General features: G+C 41.4%; 20 protein-coding genes. 7 read left to right on the top strand and 13 right to left on the bottom strand.

The window, feature by feature from the left end; all coding sequences use genetic code 11:
• Positions 1–102: 102 nt before the first annotated feature.
• Entirely contained in the window at positions 103–2,028 is a 1,926-nt protein-coding gene (locus CWB80_RS19480) for a hypothetical protein (protein ID WP_138600150.1), read from the top strand.
• A gap of 235 nt (positions 2,029–2,263) precedes the next feature.
• Here CWB80_RS19480 and katG read toward each other — a convergent pair whose 3' ends face one another.
• Together katG and CWB80_RS19490 are read right to left on the bottom strand one after the other, a co-directional pair.
• Positions 2,264–4,441, bottom strand: coding sequence for a catalase/peroxidase HPI (katG, locus tag CWB80_RS19485; RefSeq protein WP_138600149.1), 2,178 nt, complete (start codon positions 4,439–4,441; stop codon positions 2,264–2,266).
• Between the two features lie 573 nt (positions 4,442–5,014).
• Entirely contained in the window at positions 5,015–6,388 is a 1,374-nt protein-coding gene (locus CWB80_RS19490; RefSeq protein ID WP_138600148.1) for a GAF domain-containing sensor histidine kinase, read from the bottom strand.
• Between the two features lie 270 nt (positions 6,389–6,658).
• Here CWB80_RS19490 and CWB80_RS19495 point away from each other — a divergent pair, with 270 nt between their 5' ends.
• The 3 genes from CWB80_RS19495 to CWB80_RS19505 all read left to right on the top strand — a co-directional run bounded on the left by CWB80_RS19495 (position 6,659) and on the right by CWB80_RS19505 (position 9,514).
• Complete coding sequence (locus CWB80_RS19495) at positions 6,659–7,549, top strand: tetratricopeptide repeat protein (protein WP_054553406.1); 891 nt, start codon at positions 6,659–6,661, stop codon at positions 7,547–7,549.
• A gap of 464 nt (positions 7,550–8,013) precedes the next feature.
• Positions 8,014–8,313, top strand: a complete 300-nt coding sequence (locus tag CWB80_RS19500) for a helix-turn-helix transcriptional regulator (protein WP_138600147.1) — start codon at positions 8,014–8,016, stop codon at positions 8,311–8,313.
• Positions 8,303–9,514, top strand: a complete 1,212-nt coding sequence (locus CWB80_RS19505) for a type II toxin-antitoxin system HipA family toxin (protein WP_138600156.1) — start codon at positions 8,303–8,305, stop codon at positions 9,512–9,514. The genes CWB80_RS19500 and CWB80_RS19505 overlap by 11 nt, the downstream gene beginning before the upstream one ends.
• A gap of 181 nt (positions 9,515–9,695) precedes the next feature.
• Here CWB80_RS19505 and CWB80_RS19510 read toward each other — a convergent pair whose 3' ends face one another.
• The 4 genes from CWB80_RS19510 to CWB80_RS19525 form a co-directional block, all read right to left on the bottom strand.
• Positions 9,696–10,403: a nuclear transport factor 2 family protein gene (locus tag CWB80_RS19510; protein WP_054553404.1), complete on the bottom strand. Its 708-nt coding sequence runs from the start codon at positions 10,401–10,403 to the stop codon at positions 9,696–9,698.
• A gap of 71 nt (positions 10,404–10,474) precedes the next feature.
• Positions 10,475–11,215, bottom strand: a complete 741-nt coding sequence (locus CWB80_RS19515) for a ferredoxin--NADP reductase (RefSeq protein ID WP_138600146.1) — start codon at positions 11,213–11,215, stop codon at positions 10,475–10,477.
• A gap of 189 nt (positions 11,216–11,404) precedes the next feature.
• Positions 11,405–12,106, bottom strand: a complete 702-nt coding sequence (gene deoD / locus CWB80_RS19520) for a purine-nucleoside phosphorylase (RefSeq protein ID WP_036972525.1) — start codon at positions 12,104–12,106, stop codon at positions 11,405–11,407.
• Positions 12,106–13,335, bottom strand: a complete 1,230-nt coding sequence (locus tag CWB80_RS19525) for a phosphopentomutase (RefSeq protein ID WP_138600145.1) — start codon at positions 13,333–13,335, stop codon at positions 12,106–12,108. The genes deoD and CWB80_RS19525 overlap by 1 nt, the downstream gene beginning before the upstream one ends.
• A gap of 191 nt (positions 13,336–13,526) precedes the next feature.
• Between CWB80_RS19525 and udk the strand changes: the two genes are divergently transcribed.
• The 3 genes from udk (at position 13,527) to CWB80_RS19540 (ending at position 16,284) form a co-directional block, all read left to right on the top strand.
• Complete coding sequence (gene udk, locus CWB80_RS19530; protein WP_054553619.1) at positions 13,527–14,156, top strand: uridine kinase; 630 nt, start codon at positions 13,527–13,529, stop codon at positions 14,154–14,156.
• 18 nt (positions 14,157–14,174) lie between these two features.
• Positions 14,175–15,398, top strand: coding sequence for a NupC/NupG family nucleoside CNT transporter (locus tag CWB80_RS19535; RefSeq protein WP_054553401.1), 1,224 nt, complete (start codon positions 14,175–14,177; stop codon positions 15,396–15,398).
• Positions 15,399–15,555: 157 nt separating this feature from the next.
• Positions 15,556–16,284, top strand: coding sequence for a substrate-binding periplasmic protein (locus CWB80_RS19540; RefSeq protein WP_138600144.1), 729 nt, complete (start codon positions 15,556–15,558; stop codon positions 16,282–16,284).
• Positions 16,285–16,404: 120 nt separating this feature from the next.
• On the opposite strand, the gene CWB80_RS19545 is transcribed toward CWB80_RS19540, so the two are convergent.
• From CWB80_RS19545 to CWB80_RS19575, 7 genes are all read right to left on the bottom strand, one after another.
• Positions 16,405–17,112, bottom strand: coding sequence for a substrate-binding periplasmic protein (locus tag CWB80_RS19545; protein ID WP_082389280.1), 708 nt, complete (start codon positions 17,110–17,112; stop codon positions 16,405–16,407).
• A 168-nt stretch (positions 17,113–17,280) separates the two neighbouring features.
• Positions 17,281–17,490, bottom strand: coding sequence for a cold-shock protein (locus tag CWB80_RS19550; protein WP_119852743.1), 210 nt, complete (start codon positions 17,488–17,490; stop codon positions 17,281–17,283).
• Between the two features lie 252 nt (positions 17,491–17,742).
• Positions 17,743–18,447, bottom strand: coding sequence for a hypothetical protein (locus tag CWB80_RS19555; protein ID WP_138600143.1), 705 nt, complete (start codon positions 18,445–18,447; stop codon positions 17,743–17,745).
• Positions 18,435–19,184 (bottom strand): iron transporter, encoded by a 750-nt coding sequence (locus CWB80_RS19560; RefSeq protein ID WP_249362658.1) that lies wholly within the window; start codon positions 19,182–19,184, stop codon positions 18,435–18,437. The genes CWB80_RS19555 and CWB80_RS19560 overlap by 13 nt, the downstream gene beginning before the upstream one ends.
• On the bottom strand, positions 19,168–19,515 hold the full coding sequence (locus CWB80_RS19565) for a cupredoxin domain-containing protein (protein ID WP_283235032.1): 348 nt from the start codon (positions 19,513–19,515) through the stop codon (positions 19,168–19,170). The genes CWB80_RS19560 and CWB80_RS19565 overlap by 17 nt, the downstream gene beginning before the upstream one ends.
• Positions 19,508–20,818, bottom strand: a complete 1,311-nt coding sequence (locus CWB80_RS19570) for an ATP-binding protein (protein WP_138600141.1) — start codon at positions 20,816–20,818, stop codon at positions 19,508–19,510. The genes CWB80_RS19565 and CWB80_RS19570 overlap by 8 nt, the downstream gene beginning before the upstream one ends.
• Positions 20,818–21,477, bottom strand: coding sequence for a response regulator transcription factor (locus CWB80_RS19575; protein WP_138600140.1), 660 nt, complete (start codon positions 21,475–21,477; stop codon positions 20,818–20,820). Before CWB80_RS19575 ends, CWB80_RS19570 begins: the two co-directional genes overlap by 1 nt.
• Position 21,478 lies beyond the last annotated feature (1 nt).

A 21,478-nucleotide genomic window follows, 5' to 3' on the forward strand; every position in this document is an offset into this window, starting at 1 on the left:
CCTATTTGTTTACGTTCAGTTACATAATACCTTTGACTGACTTACCTTATTTGGGTAATTTGCATTTCTTTTACACAGAAAACAACATTTTAAAGGATGTAAATGAATAAGCTACTTAGCGTATCGGCACTGACTCTGGCTCTAACAGCCTGTGGTGGCGGGTCATCAACAGACAAAAAGCCAGATGCAGAAGCGACAAAAAATACCGCCCCTACTCTATCTGGATCACTCACACTCTCTACCAAAGCACTTGAATCAGCCAACTTAGTTGTTGATATTAAAGATGAGCAAAACGACAGTGTGACAACCACGATTATTGATAAGCCACAGTGGCTAAGTGTCACGACCAGCAGCAATCAAGTGACTTTTAATGCTGAGCCGAGCCTATTTGAAGTAGCTAACCATTCTTTTACTGTAGAAGTGTCTGACGGTAAGGCAAGTAATCAATACACTTTAACCGTAAATGTCGCTGAAAACCGTGCAGCATGGCAACCTATTGAGCTTAGCAATAACGAAGTGATAGGTAACTGGCAATCAAGCGATGGCAGTGTGCAGTTGGTATTTGCTAGCGAAGATGCAGGTGTAATCGCTCAAAATGGTGAGTTAAGTCGTTTTGAATGGTCGAACCCTGATGTCATTGCGTTAAATACCCAAGCGATTGATTGCTTGCATGAGTGTAATCAACAAGCCTTACTTGAAATGGAAGTGTTGGCTAAGCGCGATGATGCTATTCGTGTTGAGCTATTTAATGTTTCAACCGATAAAGGCGAAGTTGTCACCCTTTATAAATCAAATGCAGAGTTTAGCTCTGAGTACTACGCTGATGTGGATCAAAGCTCGTTCCACTCTGTTAATTATTTAAGTACAACGGGCGAGGAAAGTTACTTTGAAGTATCGCTAGCAAGCTATATTCCAACGGCTTCAGGAAGCACTACGTCGTATACTTATGCTGACTTTTCGGCAACGTTAGAGGGTAAAGCATTAAAAATTAACAGTGATACATTAGTTACGACTCAAAACACAAAGCAATTTAGTAACCTTGGTCATGAAGTAGATGTCGCATTTGATCTTAATCTAATTGATGCAGAAGTTATTGCTCAGTTTGATGACTTTTTAGTGCTAAAACTACGTCATGTTTTAACTTATAAAGATGAAAGTGCACAGAATATTATTAATGAATCAACCGAACTGGCTGAAGCTCTGCTAGAAAAAACATCGATTAGCGCACTTCGAAAACTTACCCCTGTTACAGTTCCTGAGCTGACAGTAGGTAAATCATATACTGGTCGTTTAAATAATAAAAATTCAGATACGGGCGAAGGTTTAACGTTCCGTTATGTACCCACATTTTTTACAATCACTGCAGCCGACACAGCAACGGTCACATTCAATACACCTAAAAGTACTGACTCATTTAAATGGCATTACAACTTAGACAATAACGGCGAAACCGTTAAAGTAATGGGTAATGGCCTAGAAACGAGCTTACAATTTTTCACTCAGCCTGATGGCAAAATGATCATGGCACGCGAGCGTAATAAAGAGCAGCGCCAAGCTCGCTTAGGGTATGAGTTCATAGAAGTAGTTGATGATTCAAGCATCACACTCGATGACTATAAGCATCTATTTAGCTACTTACGTCAAAATTATACCAGCAGTAGCCAGAAAATATACTGGTATATAAATGATGATGGTAAAGGCAGCTTCTATTATGCTGACCAATATGGCCTTGAAAATAGAGCTGACTTTACACCAAGTAGCTATTGGCAATTAGAAGCTGACAACAGCATTAGCTTTGCAATGATGTCGCAGTGCCCAAATGCAGTTGATTACGCTAGCTGTAAAGATGAAGTATTAGCAAATCAAGAAGTTGCCTATTCATCATTATTTAATTTCAAAATTCTTGCTAAAGACGGTAATAAATACCTTTTTGACCGCCTGTTTTGGCAAAGTACGTATGCTTACAGCGAAAGAGAATTAAAAGAGAGTATTTTTCAAAATAGCTATTGGTTTGGGATTGAGAAATAAAGTAGCTTACAGCGGTGCGCGAAACAAGTTTCACGCCTACTTTGTAGAAGCGGGTTTATCCCGCGTCATCAGCGAGTTCTGGGCGCTAGGACGCGATGTGAAATCGCTGCTACTTATTCGGCGTTAAAACGCCACCTACATCTCGTCACTTTCCCCTTGTAACTCGCTAACTTCTCTAAATAAAAAAGGCCACACAGTTAAACTGTGTGGCCTTTGTACTTAACGGAATTTTAAATTAAATGTCGAAGCGGTCGGCGTTCATTACTTTCACCCATGCGTCGACAAAGTCTTTTACAAAACGTTCATTGTTGTCATCTTGTGCGTAAAACTCTGCATAAGAGCGAAGGATTGAGTTTGAACCAAACACTAAATCAACGCGTGTTGCTGTCCATTTAGTTGCACCTGTGCTGCGCTCAACAATATCATAAAGACCCTTACTTGTTGGCTTCCATGTGTAAGCCATATCGGTTAGGTTTACGAAAAAGTCGGTGCTAAGTTTGCCTACATTATCTGTAAACACGCCATGCTTAGAGCCGCCGTGGTTAGTGCCAAGTACACGCATGCCACCAACAAGAGCGGTCATTTCTGGTGCTGTTAAGCCCATTAATTGCGTACGCTCTAACATTAGCTCTTCTGCTGATACCGCGTAATCTTTCTTCAACCAGTTACGGAAACCATCATGAATTGGCTCAAGTACGTCGAACGAGTCTGCATCTGTCATCTCGTCTGTGGCATCACCACGACCCGGCGCAAATGGCACGGTGATGTCAACGCCCGCTGCTTTTGCTGCTTGTTCAACCGCTGCTGACCCACCAAGTACAATTAAATCGGCGAGGCTTACTGGTTTGCTTAAACCCGCTTTCACTGATTCCAGTGCGCTTAATACTTTAGCTAAACGCTCTGGCTCGTTACCTTGCCAATCTTTTTGCGGTGCTAAACGAATACGAGCACCGTTTGCACCACCGCGATGGTCTGAGCCACGGTAAGTACGCGCACTATCCCATGCTGTTGCGATTAAATCTGCTTGGCTTACACCACAGTTAAGTAGCTTGGTTTTAAGTTCGCTAATTTCGCTGTCAGATAATGTGTAATCAACCGCAGGGATCGGATCTTGCCAGATCAGATCTTCGCTTGGTACATCGGCACCCAAATAACGTGATTTAGGGCCTAGGTCACGGTGCGTCAGTTTGAACCATGCGCGTGCAAACACATCACTAAAGTATTCAAAATCATCGTTAAATCGCTCGATAATTTTACGATAGGTTGGGTCCATCTTCATCGCCATATCGGCGTCGGTCATGATGGGGTTTAAACGAATTGATGGATCTTCAACATCAACTGGTTTGTCTTCTTCTTTAATATCGATTGGTTCCCACTGCCACGCACCTGCAGGGCTCTTCTTAAGTTCCCATTCGTAGTTAAGCAATAAGTAGCAATAACCGTTATCCCACTTAGTTGGATGAGTAGTCCACGCGCCTTCGATGCCCGAGGTCATGGTATCGCGGCCAATACCGCGTGAGTTGTGGTTGTTCCAACCAAGACCTTGTTCAAACACATCCGCGGCTTCTGGCTCAGGGCCAACGTTTTCTTCGCTACCATTACCATGGGTTTTACCCACGGTATGACCACCAACTGTAAGTGCGGCAGTTTCTTCGTCATCCATTGCCATACGGGCAAAAGTTTCGCGAACTTGTTCTGCTGTTTTAAGTGGATCAGGGTTACCATTCACCCCTTCTGGGTTTACGTAAATTAAGCCCATTTGTACCGCTGCTAATGGGTTTTCCATGGTATCTGGTTTTTCAATATTCGAGTAACGCTCGTCACTTGGTGCTAGCCATTCTTTTTCAGCGCCCCAGTAAACGTCTTTTTCAGGATGCCAGATATCTTCACGGCCCCCCGCGAAACCAAAGGTTTTTAAACCCATAGACTCATAAGCCATATTACCGGCTAGGATCATTAAATCGGCCCAAGAAAGCTTGTTACCGTATTTCTTTTTAATTGGCCAAAGTAAACGACGTGCTTTGTCTAAGTTTGCGTTGTCTGGCCATGAATTTAATGGTGCAAAGCGTTGGTTACCTGTACCGCCGCCACCGCGTCCATCCTCTAAACGGTATGAACCCGCTGAGTGCCACGCCATACGGATCATTAAACCACCGTAATGGCCCCAATCAGCTGGCCACCATTCTTGGCTTTCGGTCATTAAGTTTTTTAAGTCGGTTTTAACGGCTTCAAGATCAAGAGATTTGAATGCTTTAGCGTAATTAAAATCTTTGCCGTAAGGGTTCGTTTTGCTGTCGTGTTGGTGAAGAATGTCGAAATTGAGTGCGTTTGGCCACCAGTCAGTATTTGATTGAGCGGTGACAGTGTTACTACCATGCATTACTGGGCATTGGCCCGTTTTTCCATTACTCATTGCTTGCTCCTCATAAGCTTAAAATACGACGAAAGCTAGTTTACTTAGCATCATCATAAATAAAGATTTCTATTGGTTTTGAATAACTAATAACTCAAAAGTTCCTGTTGTTTAAAACTATAGGAGCACTACATAAATAAAGCTAGATCTTGAACATGGTTTTAAATCGATTGATTCGATAGAAAAATACGATTTGATTCATTTTACAAAACAGTCCATTTTATAAAGGTCTTTTTACTGCGAGTAGCCCTTATGAAAACAATTAATCCTGATGTTGCTAGACAATTAAGCATTAACTTTTTTATCGCCAATTTACCTATTTTAATGTTAACAGGGCTGGTAGTTGCTTCGCTTGTGGGGTTAACGTTTAGAAGCTCATTATTGTTTTGGCTGACGCTATTGGTTACACCTTTAAGCATTAATTATTTATACTCGAAAAAACGCATAAAGCAGTTTTGCAAAAACAACAAGTGCACCGATATATCATGTCTCGCTAAGCAAACTGATTAATTTTTAATTTTATTACCCAGTCACCAGATTATTTAGCCCTCAACTTGTATAAATATTAATTAGTTATGCGAGTTTTATAGGCAGTTTAAAATTAACTGTCATGCCATTAGAAGGTGAACTCGCAGCACTCACTTCACCTTGTAATGCTTGCGTTGCAAGGTTATAAACGATTGACATTCCTAATCCACTTCCACCTGAGCCGCGCTTCGTAGTAAAAAAGGGCTCAAACACTTTATGCAAAGTTTCTGTATCCATGCCATGGCCATTATCTTTGTAGCAAAGCAAATAAACACCTTGTGCTTCGTCAATATTAACCGATATGTTTATTTGGTTGTCTTGGCGTCCAACAAAACCATGAACGCAACTATTATTAACCAAATTCATTATGATTTGACTCAAAGCTCCTGGGACTGTGATCAACTCAAAGTCATCGACACAATTCACATTTACACTGACGTTATGGCTACGGGTTAAAGGCATTAAGCTGTGTAGAATGTTTTCTAAGTAGTCTTTAATGTTGGTTTCTAATAAATCGAGTGAAGATTGATCTACTGCCGTTTGTTTAAAGTCGCTGATTAATTTTGCTGCTCGCTCTAAATTAGTGAATGATATTTTAAAACATTCGTTTAAATGATTAATACTCTCTATCAGCGCAGCCTTAGTTAACGTATTTGACTGTATAAGCTTATCAACTTCAGAGAGTTTGTCTTTTGCCGAACTGTTTGCAGTCACCGCGATACCTATTGGCGTATTAACTTCATGTGCAATTCCAGCAACCAGATTACCCAATGAAGCCATTTTTTCTGCTTCAATTAGTTTTTCTTGCATCTCGGTAAGTTCAGATAAGGTTTTCTCGAGCGTTCGAGTGCGTTCAACAACACGCTCCTCTAGGTGCTGATTAGCGCGTTCAAGCTCTGCGTTTATACGTTCATTTTCTTGTGCTGATAGCGCTCTGCCGTATAGATCTGCTAATGCGCCTATAAATGAGCATTCATCTTCTGTCCAATGTCGCTCACTACCAATGTGCTCACAACAAAATATACCGATCATTTTTCCTTTATAGCGAATTGGTGCATCGAGCATAGCGCCAATATTAAGTGGTGTTAGGTAGCTTTCGCTAAATTCGTAGGTAGCAGGATCAGTATGCGCATCAACCGCTGTTATTGTGCGTTGCGTATCAAGTGCTTTGAAATAGTCAGGGTATGCGTCCCGGGGAAGCACTAGCATTTGAATTTCTTTACCATTTTCTCTGTCGAGTAATAAACGGCACTCTATTGCTGTATTTTCTTTATTAAGTAACCAAATGCCGGCACGCCCGATTTCGAGTCCATCGAGTACAGCATTAAGGATTAGCCGTTCAGCTAATTCAACATTTCCACTATCGAGATCAGACGAAATTGATACACCATAAAGCAGTTGTACTAGTTGCTGGCGCATATTCTCACCTTTTAGTTTTAGTATCCTTTAAGTTTAGACGAACAAACTCAATATCGCATATAGATTAACTTTTTTTAGAAACTCTTTAAGTATTAAGTAGTTGTTCAGATAAAAATGAGTATATTGTACCTAACTCCTGTTGATACCCCTTACGACTTTATGTTGTTTAAGCAGTTTGGCCAGCTCTCCCCCGAGCTGGTTTTTTTTGCCTAGTCCCTAGTGCTCACGCATGTTACAGTTACCTCAGTAATCACCAAAAATTAATATGTTATGCGTTATACCCTAATTTTAATCACTTTTTTAATGAGCTTTAGCCCATTTGTAGCAGCTCAAAATGAGCCACAAAACCGCCCAGCATTAACTGAAGCAGAGCAACAGCAAGGACTCGATAAGCTTCAAGAACCTATGTATAAACCATTGTTAGAGCGCTATATTCTTGATGAATTAAAAGCGGTGCGCCAAGACCAACAAAAACTACGCGAAGATGTGACAAAACAAGTTGCTCATACACAACTTGATACTGCCGACCGTGCATTAACTTATACAACAGACACCATTAATAATGTGTTTTTCATTATTACCATTACCGCTTCAATCTTGGTCTTAGTCGGTTGGAATTCCCTACGTGATGTGAAAAATAAAGTAGAAGATATTGTTAATACACGCGTGAGTGCGATTACAAAAGAATATGAAGAGCGCCTAAAAGTACTCGAAGAAAAACTACGTGAGCGATCTGAAGAAATCTTATTAAACCAACAAAAGATCTCAATCACCAATGAAGTTCATTCTTTATGGATGCGTGCCAATTTAGAAAGCGATGTTGCGAATAAGATTGAGATTTTTGACGAGATCTTAAAACGTAAACCAGAAGACGTAGAAGCCATTGCCTATAAAGCAGATGCTCTGTTAGAAATTAACGAAACAGGTGAGGCTATCGAGCTTTGTAATCAAGCATTAGAAATTGATAGCGACTACGGCTACGCATACTGGCAACGTGCTTGTGCCTATGCATTACTACACAAACACGCCGATGCAATGGCTGATATTCGTATGGCTCTTGAATATTCTCCTAACCTACGTAACGAGCTATTACACGAAAGCGCGTTTGCCAGCCTACACGACAACGACAGCTTTAATTCGTTGTTAAACGAATCGGCATAGCCGAACCCCATGTAGCAGCGGGTTTATCCCGCGTCATAGGTACTAAGGTTTAGGTTTTAGGCGCTGGGAGATGTAAATCGCTGGTTTCTAGTCTTTAGAGGTCAGATATTAGATATCAGCCGAAATGTGGGATTATTAAGGTCGATTGTTCTTCTCAGCATTCGACCTATTCACTTTCCAGGTAGGTTGGGTCGAGCGGAGCGACACCCAACATATAGAGACGATCAGACGCGCGAAACAAGTTTCACGCCTACATGTAGCCGCGGGTTTATCCCGCGTCATAGGCGAGTTCTAGGTCCTAGGCGCCAGGACGCGATGTAAAATCGCTGCTACCTCGTACCTCGAAACTCGCTAACTTTACTCTCGCTAACTTGAACCCACTAACTTAATCCCCCTCTATTGCAAAAAAACCAAATACCGCTAAACTAATCATTAAGTATCTAATGATTAAAAAAGTAATCAATATGCGTTCTAAACAGGCTGCAAAAATGGCACAAAAGCTGGGAGATTTGATTCGCCAGCACCGAACTCTTCATTATACGCAAAGTACATTTGCGAAAATGATTGGGGTATCACGTTCGACAGTACAAAAGTTAGAGCAAGGTGATGTTGTGAAAAGTGACATTCTTTTTGAAGCGCTGGTTGTACTTAACTTACAGGGATCGCTTCTCGATGAAATAAATGAATTAGCGGCCGACGTAGGTGGATACAATGCTCGCCAACGCAAACGAAATTCACCACAGGAAATCAATGATGACTTCTGAGTGCTATGTTTTTATAGATGGTTTAGAAGAAAAACCCGTTATCTGTGGTTACTTTAAATTAGATAATCAATCAGGTCGCGGTGAGTTCAACTATGGTAAGAGCTATTTAGCCCGAAGCGATGCCTTTGCTCTAGATCCAATACATCTGCCATTAAAATCGGGGATTTTCAGTTACAGCGCAAACAGAGGTGTATTTGGCGTATTGAGTGATGCAGGAGCTGACTCGTGGGGGCGCAAGTTAATTCTTTCGCTTCATACTACAAAACCCAAAAACGAGTTAGAATTTTTATTAGCCGGGTCTGGGTATGGCGTAGGAGCGCTTGTTTTTAGTCTCTCGCGAAGTGCCTCAAAGCATAAAACTAACAAAAACACCTTGTCTGATTTAGCCTTGCTAGACCAAGCTAAAGATGACTTGCTGGCGAATAAAACAATTTCTGATGAAGCTAAGAAAGCATTTGAATTTGGCCAAAGCATGGGGGGAGCTAGACCAAAAACTTCTATACAAATTGACAACAAACTCTACTTAGCAAAATTCAATCGCCAAGATGATTTATTCAATCTAGTCAGAGCTGAACATGCTGCAATGAAAATGGCGGAACAGCTTGGTATTCGAACGGCTCCTACCTTTATTCATAAAACACATACCGGTGATGTGCTACTTGTTGAGCGGTTTGATGTTAGTAATGGGTTACCAACACACCACTTTTTAAGTGCGAATAGCTTACTTCAAAAACCCAAAGTTGCTATGAGTGATCTTTCAAGTGACTACTCATATGGTCAATTAGCTGAATTTATAAGGCATCAAACAATGCAAAATGCAGGTGATGCTGAAGAGTTGTTTAAGCGAATGGTGTTCAATGCGTATATTGGTAATACAGATGATCACACTCGCAATCATGCATTCCTATATTCATTTTCACAAAAAAATTGGCGATTAAGTCCAGCCTATGACATCACTCCAATAAACAACTCAAAACAACATGGTCTTGGCTTTGGTGATGATGGCCGTTATGCAAGTAAAAGCAATTTTTTATCTCAGGCTAAGCGATTTGGGTTAGCAAATTCAGCAGCAAAAAACATCATTAAAGAGATTGAAGAATATTGCAAAGATTGGCCGACTCACTTTAAACATTTTGCAGACGTTAGTGATGAAGATATCACCCGTTTAAACGGTGTAATTCCTGAAATTAATGAAGATTAATAGCGCGAAACAAGTTTCACGCCTACATGTAGCAGGTTTATCCCGCGTCATAGGCGCTGGGATTTAGGTCCTAGGCGCCAGGACGCGATGTAAAATCGCTGCTACCTCATATCTCGAAACTCGCTAGCTTGAACCCACTAACTTTCACCCATAAAAAAAGAGCAGCTGGGCTGCTCTTTTTCTAGCGGAAGAATAACACTTTGGTTATTTTACCATTTTCTATTTTATAACTAGTGACAAATTCAGCTCGCTTATCAACCACCTTAGGGTCTTGTGAACAAGTCTCTGATAGCTCATGGTCAATCACAATATTTCCATGCACAATTCGTTTAATTGGAGACGATTTTATACATTTAAGCTTTTTAAACATGATGCCATAACGAGCTATAAGCTTTTCTTTCCCTGTGAACATTAACTCATTTGGGAATGTGTAAAACTCGACGTTTTCATCATACATTTTAATAAATGCATCAATATTACGAGCATTATATGCTGCTATTAATTGCTCAATTACAGCGATTGATTCTCGTGACTGACGCGCTTTTTCTTGTTGCTTGGCTGTTAGCGCCTCTTTTGCTTGCTTTACGGCCTTTTCAGCCTCATCAACTGCTTGCTGCTTTTCTTCAACTGTTTTTGGTTGCTCGGCAGGTGTAGGCGTTTGAGTACCGAGTACTTTACTATCATCAACTTCTGCGACCTCTTTCTTAGATTCAGAAATTACTTTTTGCTCTGTTACTGGCTTTTCTTCAATAAACTCTAAACTAGGTACGTCTTTCTTTTCGGCTTTTTGTTCATGGCTAGTTTGAGGCTCGGCTTGTTCAGTGGTTTCTTCACTAGCAAATGACTGCCAAGAGAATAATAAACTAATTGCCAAAAATAACGGTTTCATACTTTTCCTAAATACATCATGCCTGATTTAAGGCGTTAAGGTAGCAAATTCTCACAGTTTGGCATAGTTTTTTACCAATATTGCTCAACGGTGATCTGCCCAGGCTCACGACGTCTGTTGCGGCTAAAACCAAGCTCTAACAAAATGGCCGTGGTATCTTTTACCATTTCTGGATTACCGCAAATCATGAACTGTGTCGAGTCAGGTTTAACAGGAAGCTCTACTACATCAAATAAGCGACTGTCTTTTATTACGTCAGTGATCCGGCCATTAAAACCGATTGTGGCTGACTCTCTGCTGACTACAGGTGAGTAGTAAAGGTTTGGGTACTGCTGCTGTAGTGCTTTAATGCGCGCTTGATAACTTAAGTCCTCATTAAAACGAACTCCATGCACTAAGTGAACATGCTCAAACTTTTGCCACACTTCGCCCTGCTCTAATATTGATATAAAAGGCCCAAGCGCAGTACCTGTACTCAGCATATAAAGCTGCTCACTGCTTGGCACTTCATCAAGGGTAAAAAAGCCTGTCGCGCGGCGCTCTATAGTCACTGAGTCACCCGGCTTTAATTGCGCAAGTTGTTGAGAAAGTTGACCGTCTTTAACATTAATCAGATAAAATTCGAGGTCGGGATTATTCGGCGCATTAACATAAGAATATGCACGTGCTACCCGTTTATCACCCACTTGCATAGCAAGCTTTGTAAACTGCCCTGCTACAAATGGTTCAACATCGGCATTAACAATTAAGCTAAATAGTGAGTCGGTCCACCATTTAACATCTTTAACTTTAGCTTCAACCCAATTAGACATACACATCCTTAATTGTTGTTCCTCTATTAAAAGTGGCAACAATTGCTTGAATTTTCAAGTTTTAAGGGGCGGTTGCGAGCATAAATACATAGTCATAAAAAAAGCCGCATAAATGCGGCTTTGAGGTTAGTCTCACTTCACTTTGGGCGTGTTTCCAAATTTCAGTGAATACGTTACCAAGGAACTTATTTAAATTGATTCTAAAGCAATTTTAACCATTTCGTTAAAGGTGCTTTGACGCTCTTCACTTGGTGTTGCTTCACCAGTGATTACGTGGTCACTTACAGTAAATAGTGCCATCGCTTTTGCGCCGTATTCAGCGGCTACGCCGTACATGCCAGCTGTTTCCATATCAACAGCAAGTACGCCTAGCTTGTCTAATTCTTGATAGAATGTGTTATCTGCTTGGTAGAATGTATCTGTTGTAAATACATTACCTACTTTTGCTTCAATACCTAATTCTTTTGCTGCGTTTACGCCGTTAAGTAGTAAACCGAAATCAGCAATTGCGGCAAAGTCGTAACCACGTACACGTGCACGGTTTACGTTTGAATCTGTGCTTGCACCTTGTGCAAAGATAACGTCACGGATTTTGATATCGCTACCAATACCGCCACAGGTACCAATACGAATTAGATTTTTAACGCCGTAACTAACGATCAATTCACGGGCATAAATTGACATTGATGGAATACCCATCCCAGAACCCATAATACTCACTGGCTTACCTTTGTAGGTACCGGTAAAACCATACATATTACGAACGCCTGTTACTTGTTTTGCGTCATCTAAAAAGTTTTCAGCAATGTATTGAGCGCGAAGCGGATCACCCGGCATTAATACCGTTTCTGCAAATTCGCCTACATTGGCGCTGATATGAGGAGTACTCATTATTGGTTTCCTTTTTTGTTCGCTAATAGCTTGTCGTTAAAGCTATCACCGTATTCAAGTGCAGGAAGATTAAACCACTGGGCAAGGGTTTGACCTATGTCTGCAAAACTAGCTCGTTCTCCAAGCGGGGTGTTTGTCATTCCCGGTTGGTATGCAAGTACTGGCACGTATTCACGTGTATGGTCAGTGCCTGCTGCTGTTGGATCACATCCGTGATCGGCCGTGACAATTAACACATCATCACTATTTAGCTGATTTAAAATGGTCGGTAGGTAATCATCAAACTCTTTTAATGCTTTAGCATAGCCAACTGCATTACGGCGATGACCGTACTTTTCATCAAAATCAACTAAGTTTGTAAAAATCAAACTATGGTCAGGTGCGCTTGCGATTACTTCTGAGGTTTTCTCAAGCAAGTTCATTAGCCCTGGCGCTTTGTGTTTTTGGGTGATGCCTTGGTGCGCATAGATATCGGCAATTTTACCAATACTGATCACTTCACCGCCGTCTTGCGATAATTTATCAAGCAAGGTTGGTGACGGAGGTAACACCGAATAGTCACGACGATTGCCTGTACGGGCAAAATCGTCACGGCTCGAACCCAAAAATGGCCGCGCAATCACTCTTCCTATGTTCATTTCATCAAGCAGCGCCCGTGCGATTTCGCAAACCTGATAAAGTTTCTCCAGTCCAAATGATTCTTCGTGCGCGGCTATTTGAAACACGCTATCAACTGAGGTGTAGCAAATCGGCATACCGGTTTGCATATGTTCTTCACCTAGCTGTTCTAAAATGGTCGTTCCTGAGGCATAACAGTTACCTAAAATGCCAGGAATCTCTGCGCGAGCAATTAGCTCATCAACAAATTCTTGTGGAAAGCACGGCTGTGTATTGGGGAAGTAACCCCAGTCAAACAACACAGGTACACCGGCCATTTCCCAGTGTCCTGATGGCGTGTCTTTACCACTTGATAACTCTTTAGCGTAACCCCATGCGCCAATAGGTGCTTGGCGGTCACTGACTAAACAAGGTTCTTTACCTGCGGCTTCGCATGCATCAGCTAAACCTAAACGGGTAAGATTAGGAAGCGATAAGTGCTCACCAGTTTCTTCTGCATAGGCTTTAAGTAAATGAGCGAAGGTATTTGCGCCTACGTCACCAAACTTTTCTGCGTCAGGTGCTGCGCCAATTCCTAGGCTATCTGCCATTAAGATGAGTGCTCTTGCCATGGGTACCTCGTTATCAATATGTGAATACTTTATATGCTCTTTGAATTTTTGGTACAGGACATAAGTCCTGTTTCATAAAACGGAAACATTATAAATTTGCATCTCTAAGCGAAGCAAAAGAGATTAATCGTGTCTTTTTTGCTATTGTGATCTACCTAACAATGTTTCCTTCTGTGTGGGCGAGAACTTTAGTGACACGAACAATTATAGCTATTGCTGGCGCATCTGCGTCGGGCAAGTCTCTTTTTAGCAAGACAATTTATAACGAATTAGTCAATGAGCTTGAACCGGGCGCGATCGCAGTGATCGAAGAAGATGCTTATTACAAAGACCAGTCGCATTTGCCGTTTGACCATCGAACGCAAACCAATTACGACCACCCTGATGCTTTCGAGCATGAGCTTTTGCATGAGCACTTACTTCAATTGCGCGCTGGAAAATCAGTAGACGTACCAACTTATGACTATGCAATGCATACCCGAAGCGATGAAACGCGTCGAGTGGCACCTGCAAAAGTACTTATCGTTGAAGGTATTTTGCTACTGAGTGATCCGGCACTTCGAAAAGAATTTGATATTAAGGTGTTTATTGATACACCGTTAGATATCTGCCTTATGCGCCGTATGCAACGAGATATGGAGCAGCGTGGCAGAACATTACAGTCCGTTGTTGATCAATATCAAGCGACAGTGCGACCTATGTTTTATCAGTTTATTGAGCCATCTAAGCACAAAGCTGATCTCGTAGTCACACGCGGCGGTATGAATCGCGTTGCCATTGATATAATTAAAAGTAAAATAAAATATTTACTGCAACAATAACAACGGGAAACAGTCAGTATGACAACATTTATGAGCTTAGTAGGCATTGTTGTGCTACTAGGCATTGCTTTTGCGGCTTCAACGAACCGTAAAGCAATTAATTTAAGAACTGTAGGCATCGCCTTTTTACTTCAAGTGTTAATTGGTGGCTTTGTCTTGTTCTTCGAAGTGGGCAAAAACGTACTGGCAAGTATGTCGCGAGGCGTCTCATCGGTTATTGGTTATGCCAATGACGGAATTAGCTTCTTATTTGGCTCACTGGCATCGCAAGATACCTTAGGGTTTATTTTTGCAATACAAGTATTGCCCGTTATCGTGTTCTTCTCAGCACTCGTTGCTGTGTTGTATCACATCGGGGTGATGGATTGGATAATCAAGATTCTAGGCGGTGGCTTACAAAAGCTGTTGAAAACCTCGCGCCCTGAATCGCTTTCTGCGACCGCCAATATTTTCGTTGGCCAAACAGAAGCACCATTGATTGTTAAGCCATTTATCGCCAGCATGACTAAGTCAGAGCTATTTGCGGTAATGGTAGGTGGCCTTGCTACCGTAGCAGGTTCTGTTATGGCAGGTTACGTAACAATTGGTGTAGAGCTTAAATACTTAATTGCAGCCAGCTTTATGGCGGCACCAGGTGGTTTCTTAATGGCAAAAATGATTGTGCCAGAGACCGAAACACCAAAAGAAGATTTAGCTGATTTAGACGTACAAGAAGAAAAACCGGTAAACGTAATTGATGCTGCCGCATCAGGTGCCGCAAACGGTATGCAACTAGCACTGAACGTAGGTGCGATGTTACTGGCTTTCGTAGCACTTATTGCACTTCTAAATGGGTTATTAGGCGGTATTGGTGGTTGGTTTGATCATCCAACATTAACGCTACAAGAAATTTTAGGTTACGTATTCGCTCCGGTTGCATGGTTATTAGGTGTACCTTGGGACGAAGCAGTAATCGCAGGCAGTTTTATAGGTCAGAAGGTTGTAGTTAACGAATTTGTTGCTTACCTCGACTTTATTAATTATCGCGATACGTTAAGTGCGCACACACAAGCGATTGTCACATTCGCGTTATGTGGGTTTGCTAACTTATCATCGATAGCAATTTTACTAGGTGGATTAGGCGGTATGGCGCCTAGTCGGCGAAAGGATATCGCACGCTTAGGGCTCAGAGCAGTGTTAGCAGGATCTATGGCTAACCTCATGAGTGCAGCAATTGCAGGTTTTTTCCTCTCGCTAGCTTAGAAACTTAATGAGATGAGCCGTAGTTGCAAAACAATAGGATAGGACTTTAAGGGGTTAAAGGTCTATCTGACTTGAACGATACTTCACCAAGGGCCGCAAGGCCCTTTTATCGTTTTATGTGCTAAGATTTATTTACTAAATCCTTTTAAGTGCATAAATGAACTATTTTAGAATTTATATACTAACCTTTTTCTTAAGTTGGCCAGCCCTTTGCAAGCCGACTCTAACCGTTGTTACCGAACTATCACCGCCCAATCAAACCTTGATCAATAACCAAGTTGCCGGTAAAAGCACTGAATTAGTAAGAGCTATTTTTGCCAAAGCAAACTTAAATGCCAATATAGAGCTCTACCCTTGGGCCCGTGCTTACAATATGGCACTAAAAAAGCCGAATACTTTCATTTACAGCATGGCTAAAACTCCAGAGCGTGAACATCATTTCTATTGGATTGGTGAAGTAGCCACCTATGAAATGGGCTTTGTGAAATTAAGCGAACGCCGCGATATAAACATCACCTCCAATGAGCAAGCCAAACAATACAAGATAGCAGTTCAGCGTCATGACTTAGCAGCACAACGCTTAACTGAGCGCGGTTACACTGTTGTGTATACTTCAGACATCAATAAGTCATATCAGTTGTTGATGTCGGGGAAGGTTGATTTAATCATTGACGATAAAAACTATATCGCCGCGATGGCTAATGAATTAGGCCTTGATGAATCGCGCTTACACTTTGCCTTTGCAATTGATTTTTTAGCGATGAAAGGGTTCCTAGCTGCAAACAAAAATACTAACCCACACCATATCAATGCATTAAAAAATGCGTTTGCTGAGATTCAGGCATCAACGCTATATAGTCAGGTCATGCAAACAAATAGGCCTTAAGTAAGAGCAAGAAAAATTCGTTATTTGCTACTCTGAACAACCCCCAGTGCCTTTACACTGCACCATGATAGTAGTACTCAGCTACCGATAGCTTCAACGGCTAACGATGACTAATAAAAATTATTTTGTATTGGTATTACTATATTGCTCAATAAAAAAGTCTAACTTACCCTGAGCAATTAGCTTTTCGTAACTTGATTGCAAACGTTCAACTACATCGATGGGTATGTTTTTATTTAATGCTAAATAATTCCCTAATGTATCGTTAAGAGGAAGCTCAACTAGCTTAACGACTTCTCGTCCAGGGTGCCCGTATTGAGTTAGCTGATAATCAAATGATAGATCTGAACCAATAATTAGCTCGATTTTATTTTTGAAAAATAAATTAAGACACTCATAACTATGACTCACTTTCAGCAAATTTTTACCATCACTAAAACCAATTGTTTCTACAAATTGCTCATAGATACTATTACGCACAACACATAGGCTATGTTCTTTTACCTGGGGTAGATCAAGTGGATTAATACGCTCATTTGATTTTAATCTATAAAAGAAATTTCGCGATGAGGCCAACGGCCCTACCCAGTTAAACAGCTTTTCTCTTTGCGTAATTCGGGCTGTAGAGACTAACCCTGACAAGGGCTGTTGTTGCGCCAAGTGGAATGCTCTTGACCAAGGTAAGAGCTCAAAATTGCACTTAATTTTGGCATCGATGCACATGGCCTTAACAAACTTTAAGTTAATACCCTCTAAATGCCCTTTATTTGAGAAGTTATATGGCGGGAAATGCTCGGTGTAAATGGTGACACTTTCTTTTGCAAACACTACAGGTGCAAAGCTTAGGCACGCTAACAACAAATATTTTAAAATAATTAATACACTCTAATGACACAGCTGCATTAAATATAGAAATATTAACTAGTCCAGTCAATTTTTAGACATAAAAAAAGCAAGCCGTAGCTTGCTTCTTCTCTATTTTACTTTTCAGTAAAATTATAGCGGCTTGATGTTGTCCGCTTGAGGGCCTTTTTGACCTTGTGATAGAGTGAACTCTACACGTTGGCCTTCAGCTAAAGTTTTGAAACCTTCAGATTGGATAGCGCTGAAGTGAGCGAAAACGTCTGGACCATTTTCTTGCTCGATGAAACCAAAACCTTTAGATTCGTTAAACCACTTAACTGTACCTGAAACAACGTTAGACATAGTCATATTCCTGATATAAAAAATTAAATATTGCCCGTAGTGGGCGGGTGTAGCAAAAAATCAGATGGAACTTAAAAACTTCAGGACGGTACTACAAGTATTACTTATACAACAACGAAATAAAGATTTATTAATTACACGCTTTTTAGCTACCGCTCACTATATAGAGTTGCCAGAATATGTCAAATACTATCGTTTGCTAGGCTATATAAACAGGGCACTTAAGCTACTTTAAAGTAACTAAAACAGTCCTTAAAACTCAAACTCAAGTGCTAAACGAAAGCTGTGATCTTTGCCCGATTGACTAAGTTCACTAATAAAACCCGCTTCCCATTTTAACTGGCGTTTAGGGCTAAATCTGTGTAGCCCAATAAAGCCTGGACCAACCCCAAAAAAGTCCTCTCCCGCATAGATTTCTATCGATGGTTGAAAGGCTGAACGATAGCGATAACGGTATTGTAAGCGAAACTCGCTTTCCCACTCGTTTGCAATATCAGCGCCCCATTCATACACTAAAAATGCGTTCATAGTCAGGCTTGTACGGCCAAACTCTTTTTCCCATAAAAACCCAGTTGTTGCTTCGTATGCATCGATATTATGCTGCTTTTCAAGCTCAAATAACGCTCCCCAATCGGCCCATAAACGGCCTTGCTCAACCAGCTGCCAACGTAACTCAAGCTCATACGAAGATAAGCCAAAATCACCGTTATCATCTCGTTCGCCAACTAAGTAGCCCTCAAGACTCATGGTGTCGTTAATTGCGCCACCAAAGCCTGCACGCTGTGCAAGGACATTACCGTTATCGGTTTGCCGAGACACTAAACGCCACTCGACCTCACGTTCAAACGGCATCACATAAGGGTGATATACTTTATCAACCACCATGCCATCTGCCTGCGCGACTTGGCTGACACTTGCTAACAACAAGCAACTTAAGCTAATTATTAAGAACCGCATACTGGCTCCTCTGTCTTTTTAATTTTTAAAACGCGCGCTAAGGCAATAAATACTACAGCAGCAATAACATACACCCAGAGCGCAGTTTTACTCGGCGTGGCTTCGTAGCCCACTAAGGCTTTTAATACGCGCCCAAGCTCTGAGTTTTCAACTAAAAATCCACGCCAATCTAAATAATTTGAGGTCACGTCTAGTAAGTCGACCTGACTTGCTAAATCGAGAAATATCAATAACTTTGCTGTTGCATTAAAGGCAAGCAGCACGACTAAAGGCTGCACACCTGCACGTCTGACGATACTTTCCAGTAAAAAGAACAATAACACACCAAAACTAATACAAATGCCCACACCTAAACATGTACCGAGTATCAATGGCTCAGCGGTATCTTTACTGTGCCAAAAGCTGACCAAATAGATCATGTAATGGCTTAAATACAAGGTCATGGTTGCAATCAAGGCCAGTGCAGCCGCCATTTTTCGATGCTGACAACTCATTAGTGCAGCGACAAAAATCATTATACACAGCAGCATTTGTATGAACTCTAAGCCTCGGTGATCAAATAACTGACTCAGCCAAGCAGCGGCTTGTACAAATACTAAGCTCATCAGGGTACCAATAACGGCATAAATACTCAGCTGGCGCTGACTTAAAGGCACGATCAAACTCAAAAGCACAGCTAAAATAACCACAGGTAAAAGCTGATTAATGCTCATTAATAAACTAGTTATCAGCATCATTCACCTCCGTAGCCACGACAGTTCCTCTGGCTGTATTAGGCGAAAATTCTCCAAAAAAATCATAACGTCCAGGGCTGAGCGGTCCGATATAAATGACACTCTTACGACCTGGGTAGAGCACTTTTTCACGGTTTAAGTCAAAGCTATCGAACTCTTCTGGGGTATCATCTTGGTTTTCGATAACTAATCGCAGCTTTTTATTGGCAGGTACTGTTATTTCAGCGGGGTAAAACAAATGATCTTTTAAAATCAGCTTGTACTCTTTGGCATAGGCAAGCCAAGACGACATACATAGTAGCAGCATAGAAAGCGCTAAAATGCATTTATTCACTGACATTTCCTTGCATAAAAGAGACACTCACTCGCAAGCCACCAAGGTGACTATCTGCTAAAGCAATATCAGCATTATAAATCGAGACTATGTGTTCAACAATGGCCATACCAAGCCCGGCTCCTTGTTCACCTGATGGGTGTTTATCACCACCCACACGGTAAAAGCGGTTAAAAATGCGCTGTTTTTGAGCTTCATTAATACCTGGACCCGAGTCATCTATTTGCCAAATAAAACGATTATTTTCGGTTTTCAGCGTAATACAAATTTCTCCCATAGCTGGGGTATATTTTATGGCGTTACTCAGTAAATTGCCAAACAAAGTAACTAAGGTGAATTCGTCACCGCCAATGATAAAATCATCGCCATCAATGCTTATGGTATGCTCTTTTTCGTCAATACGATCATAAAGTTGTGCAACAACTTGTTGGCTAATTTCTAACACCGACACGGGGCTAAATTGCGCTTGCCATTGCTCTGGATAAGTACGCCCCAAAATCAGCATTTGCTCAACGATATTGCTCAGTTTATCAACGCCTTTTTCCATCGCATCAAGCTCAACACTCTCAACACCTTGAGCCACTAAATTATGCACATTGATTTTTAAACTACTGAGCGGGGTACGCAGTTCATGGGCCGCATCTGAGGCAAAAAAGCGCTCTCGTAAATAGGCACTTTCAACCCGTTTGAATAGATCGTTTAAGCGGCTTATTACGGGTTTTATTTCTTGCTCTGGGGTTTGCCAAGGGATTGCAGTAAAGTCATTTGCTTGACGATGTTTAAGTTGATTTGATAACCGAGTTAGTGGCGCAAGCCCTTGTTTTACAAACACACTAATAAGGAGAGCAAGGATAGGCACACTCCACAACAGCGGCGTCATGGCCGATAGAATCACGGTTTCGGTTAGCGCCACACGTTTACTCAAAGGCTCAGCAATAAGCACCCGCTTATTACCTTCGCTTAAGCGATACACTTTGACGCGTTGCCCAGCCAAGTTCTCAACACTAAACCCGGTTTGCCACTGACTTTGATTACTAAGATTTTGCTGCAATGATTTTGAGCTTGAGGCCAAGCTGTCATCAACCCAAACTTGAAACAATAACTGCGGTAAATCACTGGTATAAGCTGGAGTTTCTTTACTGAGTGGCTGCTCGATTAACACATGTGCCAGCGTTACTAGCTCGTTATCGAGCAGTGCTTCAGCCTGATTCATACTTTCACGGTAACCTTTAGTAAATGCCAAAAAGCAGGTTAAGATCACCATAGACAATATAAGTAGAGTCAGCCTTTTACGAATTGACACTAGCGTTTACCCACCACATAACCAATGCCGCGCAAGGTTTTAATAAACTCTTTTGGGAATTTTTTACGCAAGTGATGAATGTGTACTTCGATGGTATTAGACCCCACCTCTTCGCCCCATTCGTACAGTTTACTTTCTAACTGCTGTTTTGATTGCACGCGACCTTGGTTTTCTAGCAAGGCTTTAAGGAGCATAAACTCTTTGCGCGGCAAGTTTACTGGCTCACCTTGAAAGCTCACGGTAAAAGCGGCGGTGTCCATTTCAACATCACCGACTTTTAAAGTGCTGGTCTGAGCTTGGGTCACACGCCTGCTGGCAACCCGAAGACGGGCAAATAATTCTGCGGGATCAAAAGGCTTTGCTAGGTAATCATCAGCACCTAAATCAAGCCCCATAACTTTATCATCAATACTGCCCCGAGCCGTTAAAATCACCACGGGCAGGTTTTTACGATGCTTTTTGATGTGTTTTAAAATGTCGATGCCATCACCGTCTGGTAGTCCTAAATCAAGGACTACCAGCTCAATTTCATCATTTTTCAGCCATTGCATCGCTGACTTAACGGTCGAACTATGTTCAACACTGTATCCTTGTTGACGTAAAGAACGACACAGGCCTTCTGCCACTAAGTGGTCGTCTTCAACGAGCAATAAATGCATA

Origin of the sequence: Pseudoalteromonas sp. S1650, assembly GCF_005887195.1 — a bacterium.
GTDB lineage: Bacteria > Pseudomonadota > Gammaproteobacteria > Enterobacterales > Alteromonadaceae > Pseudoalteromonas > Pseudoalteromonas simplex.

Bases quoted from the DNA above. Each gene is read 5' to 3' on its own strand.
- CWB80_RS19480 (WP_138600150.1), top strand. From the start codon at position 103: ATGAATAAGCTACTTAGCGTATCGGCACTGACTCTGGCTCTAACAGCC.
- CWB80_RS19505 (WP_138600156.1), top strand. From the start codon at position 8,303: ATGACTTCTGAGTGCTATGTTTTTATAGATGGTTTAGAAGAAAAACCC.
- CWB80_RS19525 (WP_138600145.1), bottom strand. From the start codon at position 13,335: ATGGCAAGAGCACTCATCTTAATGGCAGATAGCCTAGGAATTGGCGCA.
- CWB80_RS19495 (WP_054553406.1), top strand. From the start codon at position 6,659: ATGCGTTATACCCTAATTTTAATCACTTTTTTAATGAGCTTTAGCCCA.
- CWB80_RS19510 (WP_054553404.1), bottom strand. From the start codon at position 10,403: ATGAAACCGTTATTTTTGGCAATTAGTTTATTATTCTCTTGGCAGTCA.
- CWB80_RS19515 (WP_138600146.1), bottom strand. From the start codon at position 11,215: ATGTCTAATTGGGTTGAAGCTAAAGTTAAAGATGTTAAATGGTGGACC.
- CWB80_RS19560 (WP_249362658.1), bottom strand. From the start codon at position 19,184: ATGATGCTGATAACTAGTTTATTAATGAGCATTAATCAGCTTTTACCT.
- CWB80_RS19555 (WP_138600143.1), bottom strand. From the start codon at position 18,447: ATGCGGTTCTTAATAATTAGCTTAAGTTGCTTGTTGTTAGCAAGTGTC.
- CWB80_RS19535 (WP_054553401.1), top strand. From the start codon at position 14,175: ATGACAACATTTATGAGCTTAGTAGGCATTGTTGTGCTACTAGGCATT.
- CWB80_RS19490 (WP_138600148.1), bottom strand. From the start codon at position 6,388: ATGCGCCAGCAACTAGTACAACTGCTTTATGGTGTATCAATTTCGTCT.
- CWB80_RS19500 (WP_138600147.1), top strand. From the start codon at position 8,014: ATGCGTTCTAAACAGGCTGCAAAAATGGCACAAAAGCTGGGAGATTTG.
- katG (WP_138600149.1), bottom strand. From the start codon at position 4,441: ATGAGTAATGGAAAAACGGGCCAATGCCCAGTAATGCATGGTAGTAAC.
- CWB80_RS19575 (WP_138600140.1), bottom strand. From the start codon at position 21,477: ATGCATTTATTGCTCGTTGAAGACGACCACTTAGTGGCAGAAGGCCTG.
- CWB80_RS19550 (WP_119852743.1), bottom strand. From the start codon at position 17,490: ATGTCTAACGTTGTTTCAGGTACAGTTAAGTGGTTTAACGAATCTAAA.
- CWB80_RS19540 (WP_138600144.1), top strand. From the start codon at position 15,556: ATGAACTATTTTAGAATTTATATACTAACCTTTTTCTTAAGTTGGCCA.
- deoD (WP_036972525.1), bottom strand. From the start codon at position 12,106: ATGAGTACTCCTCATATCAGCGCCAATGTAGGCGAATTTGCAGAAACG.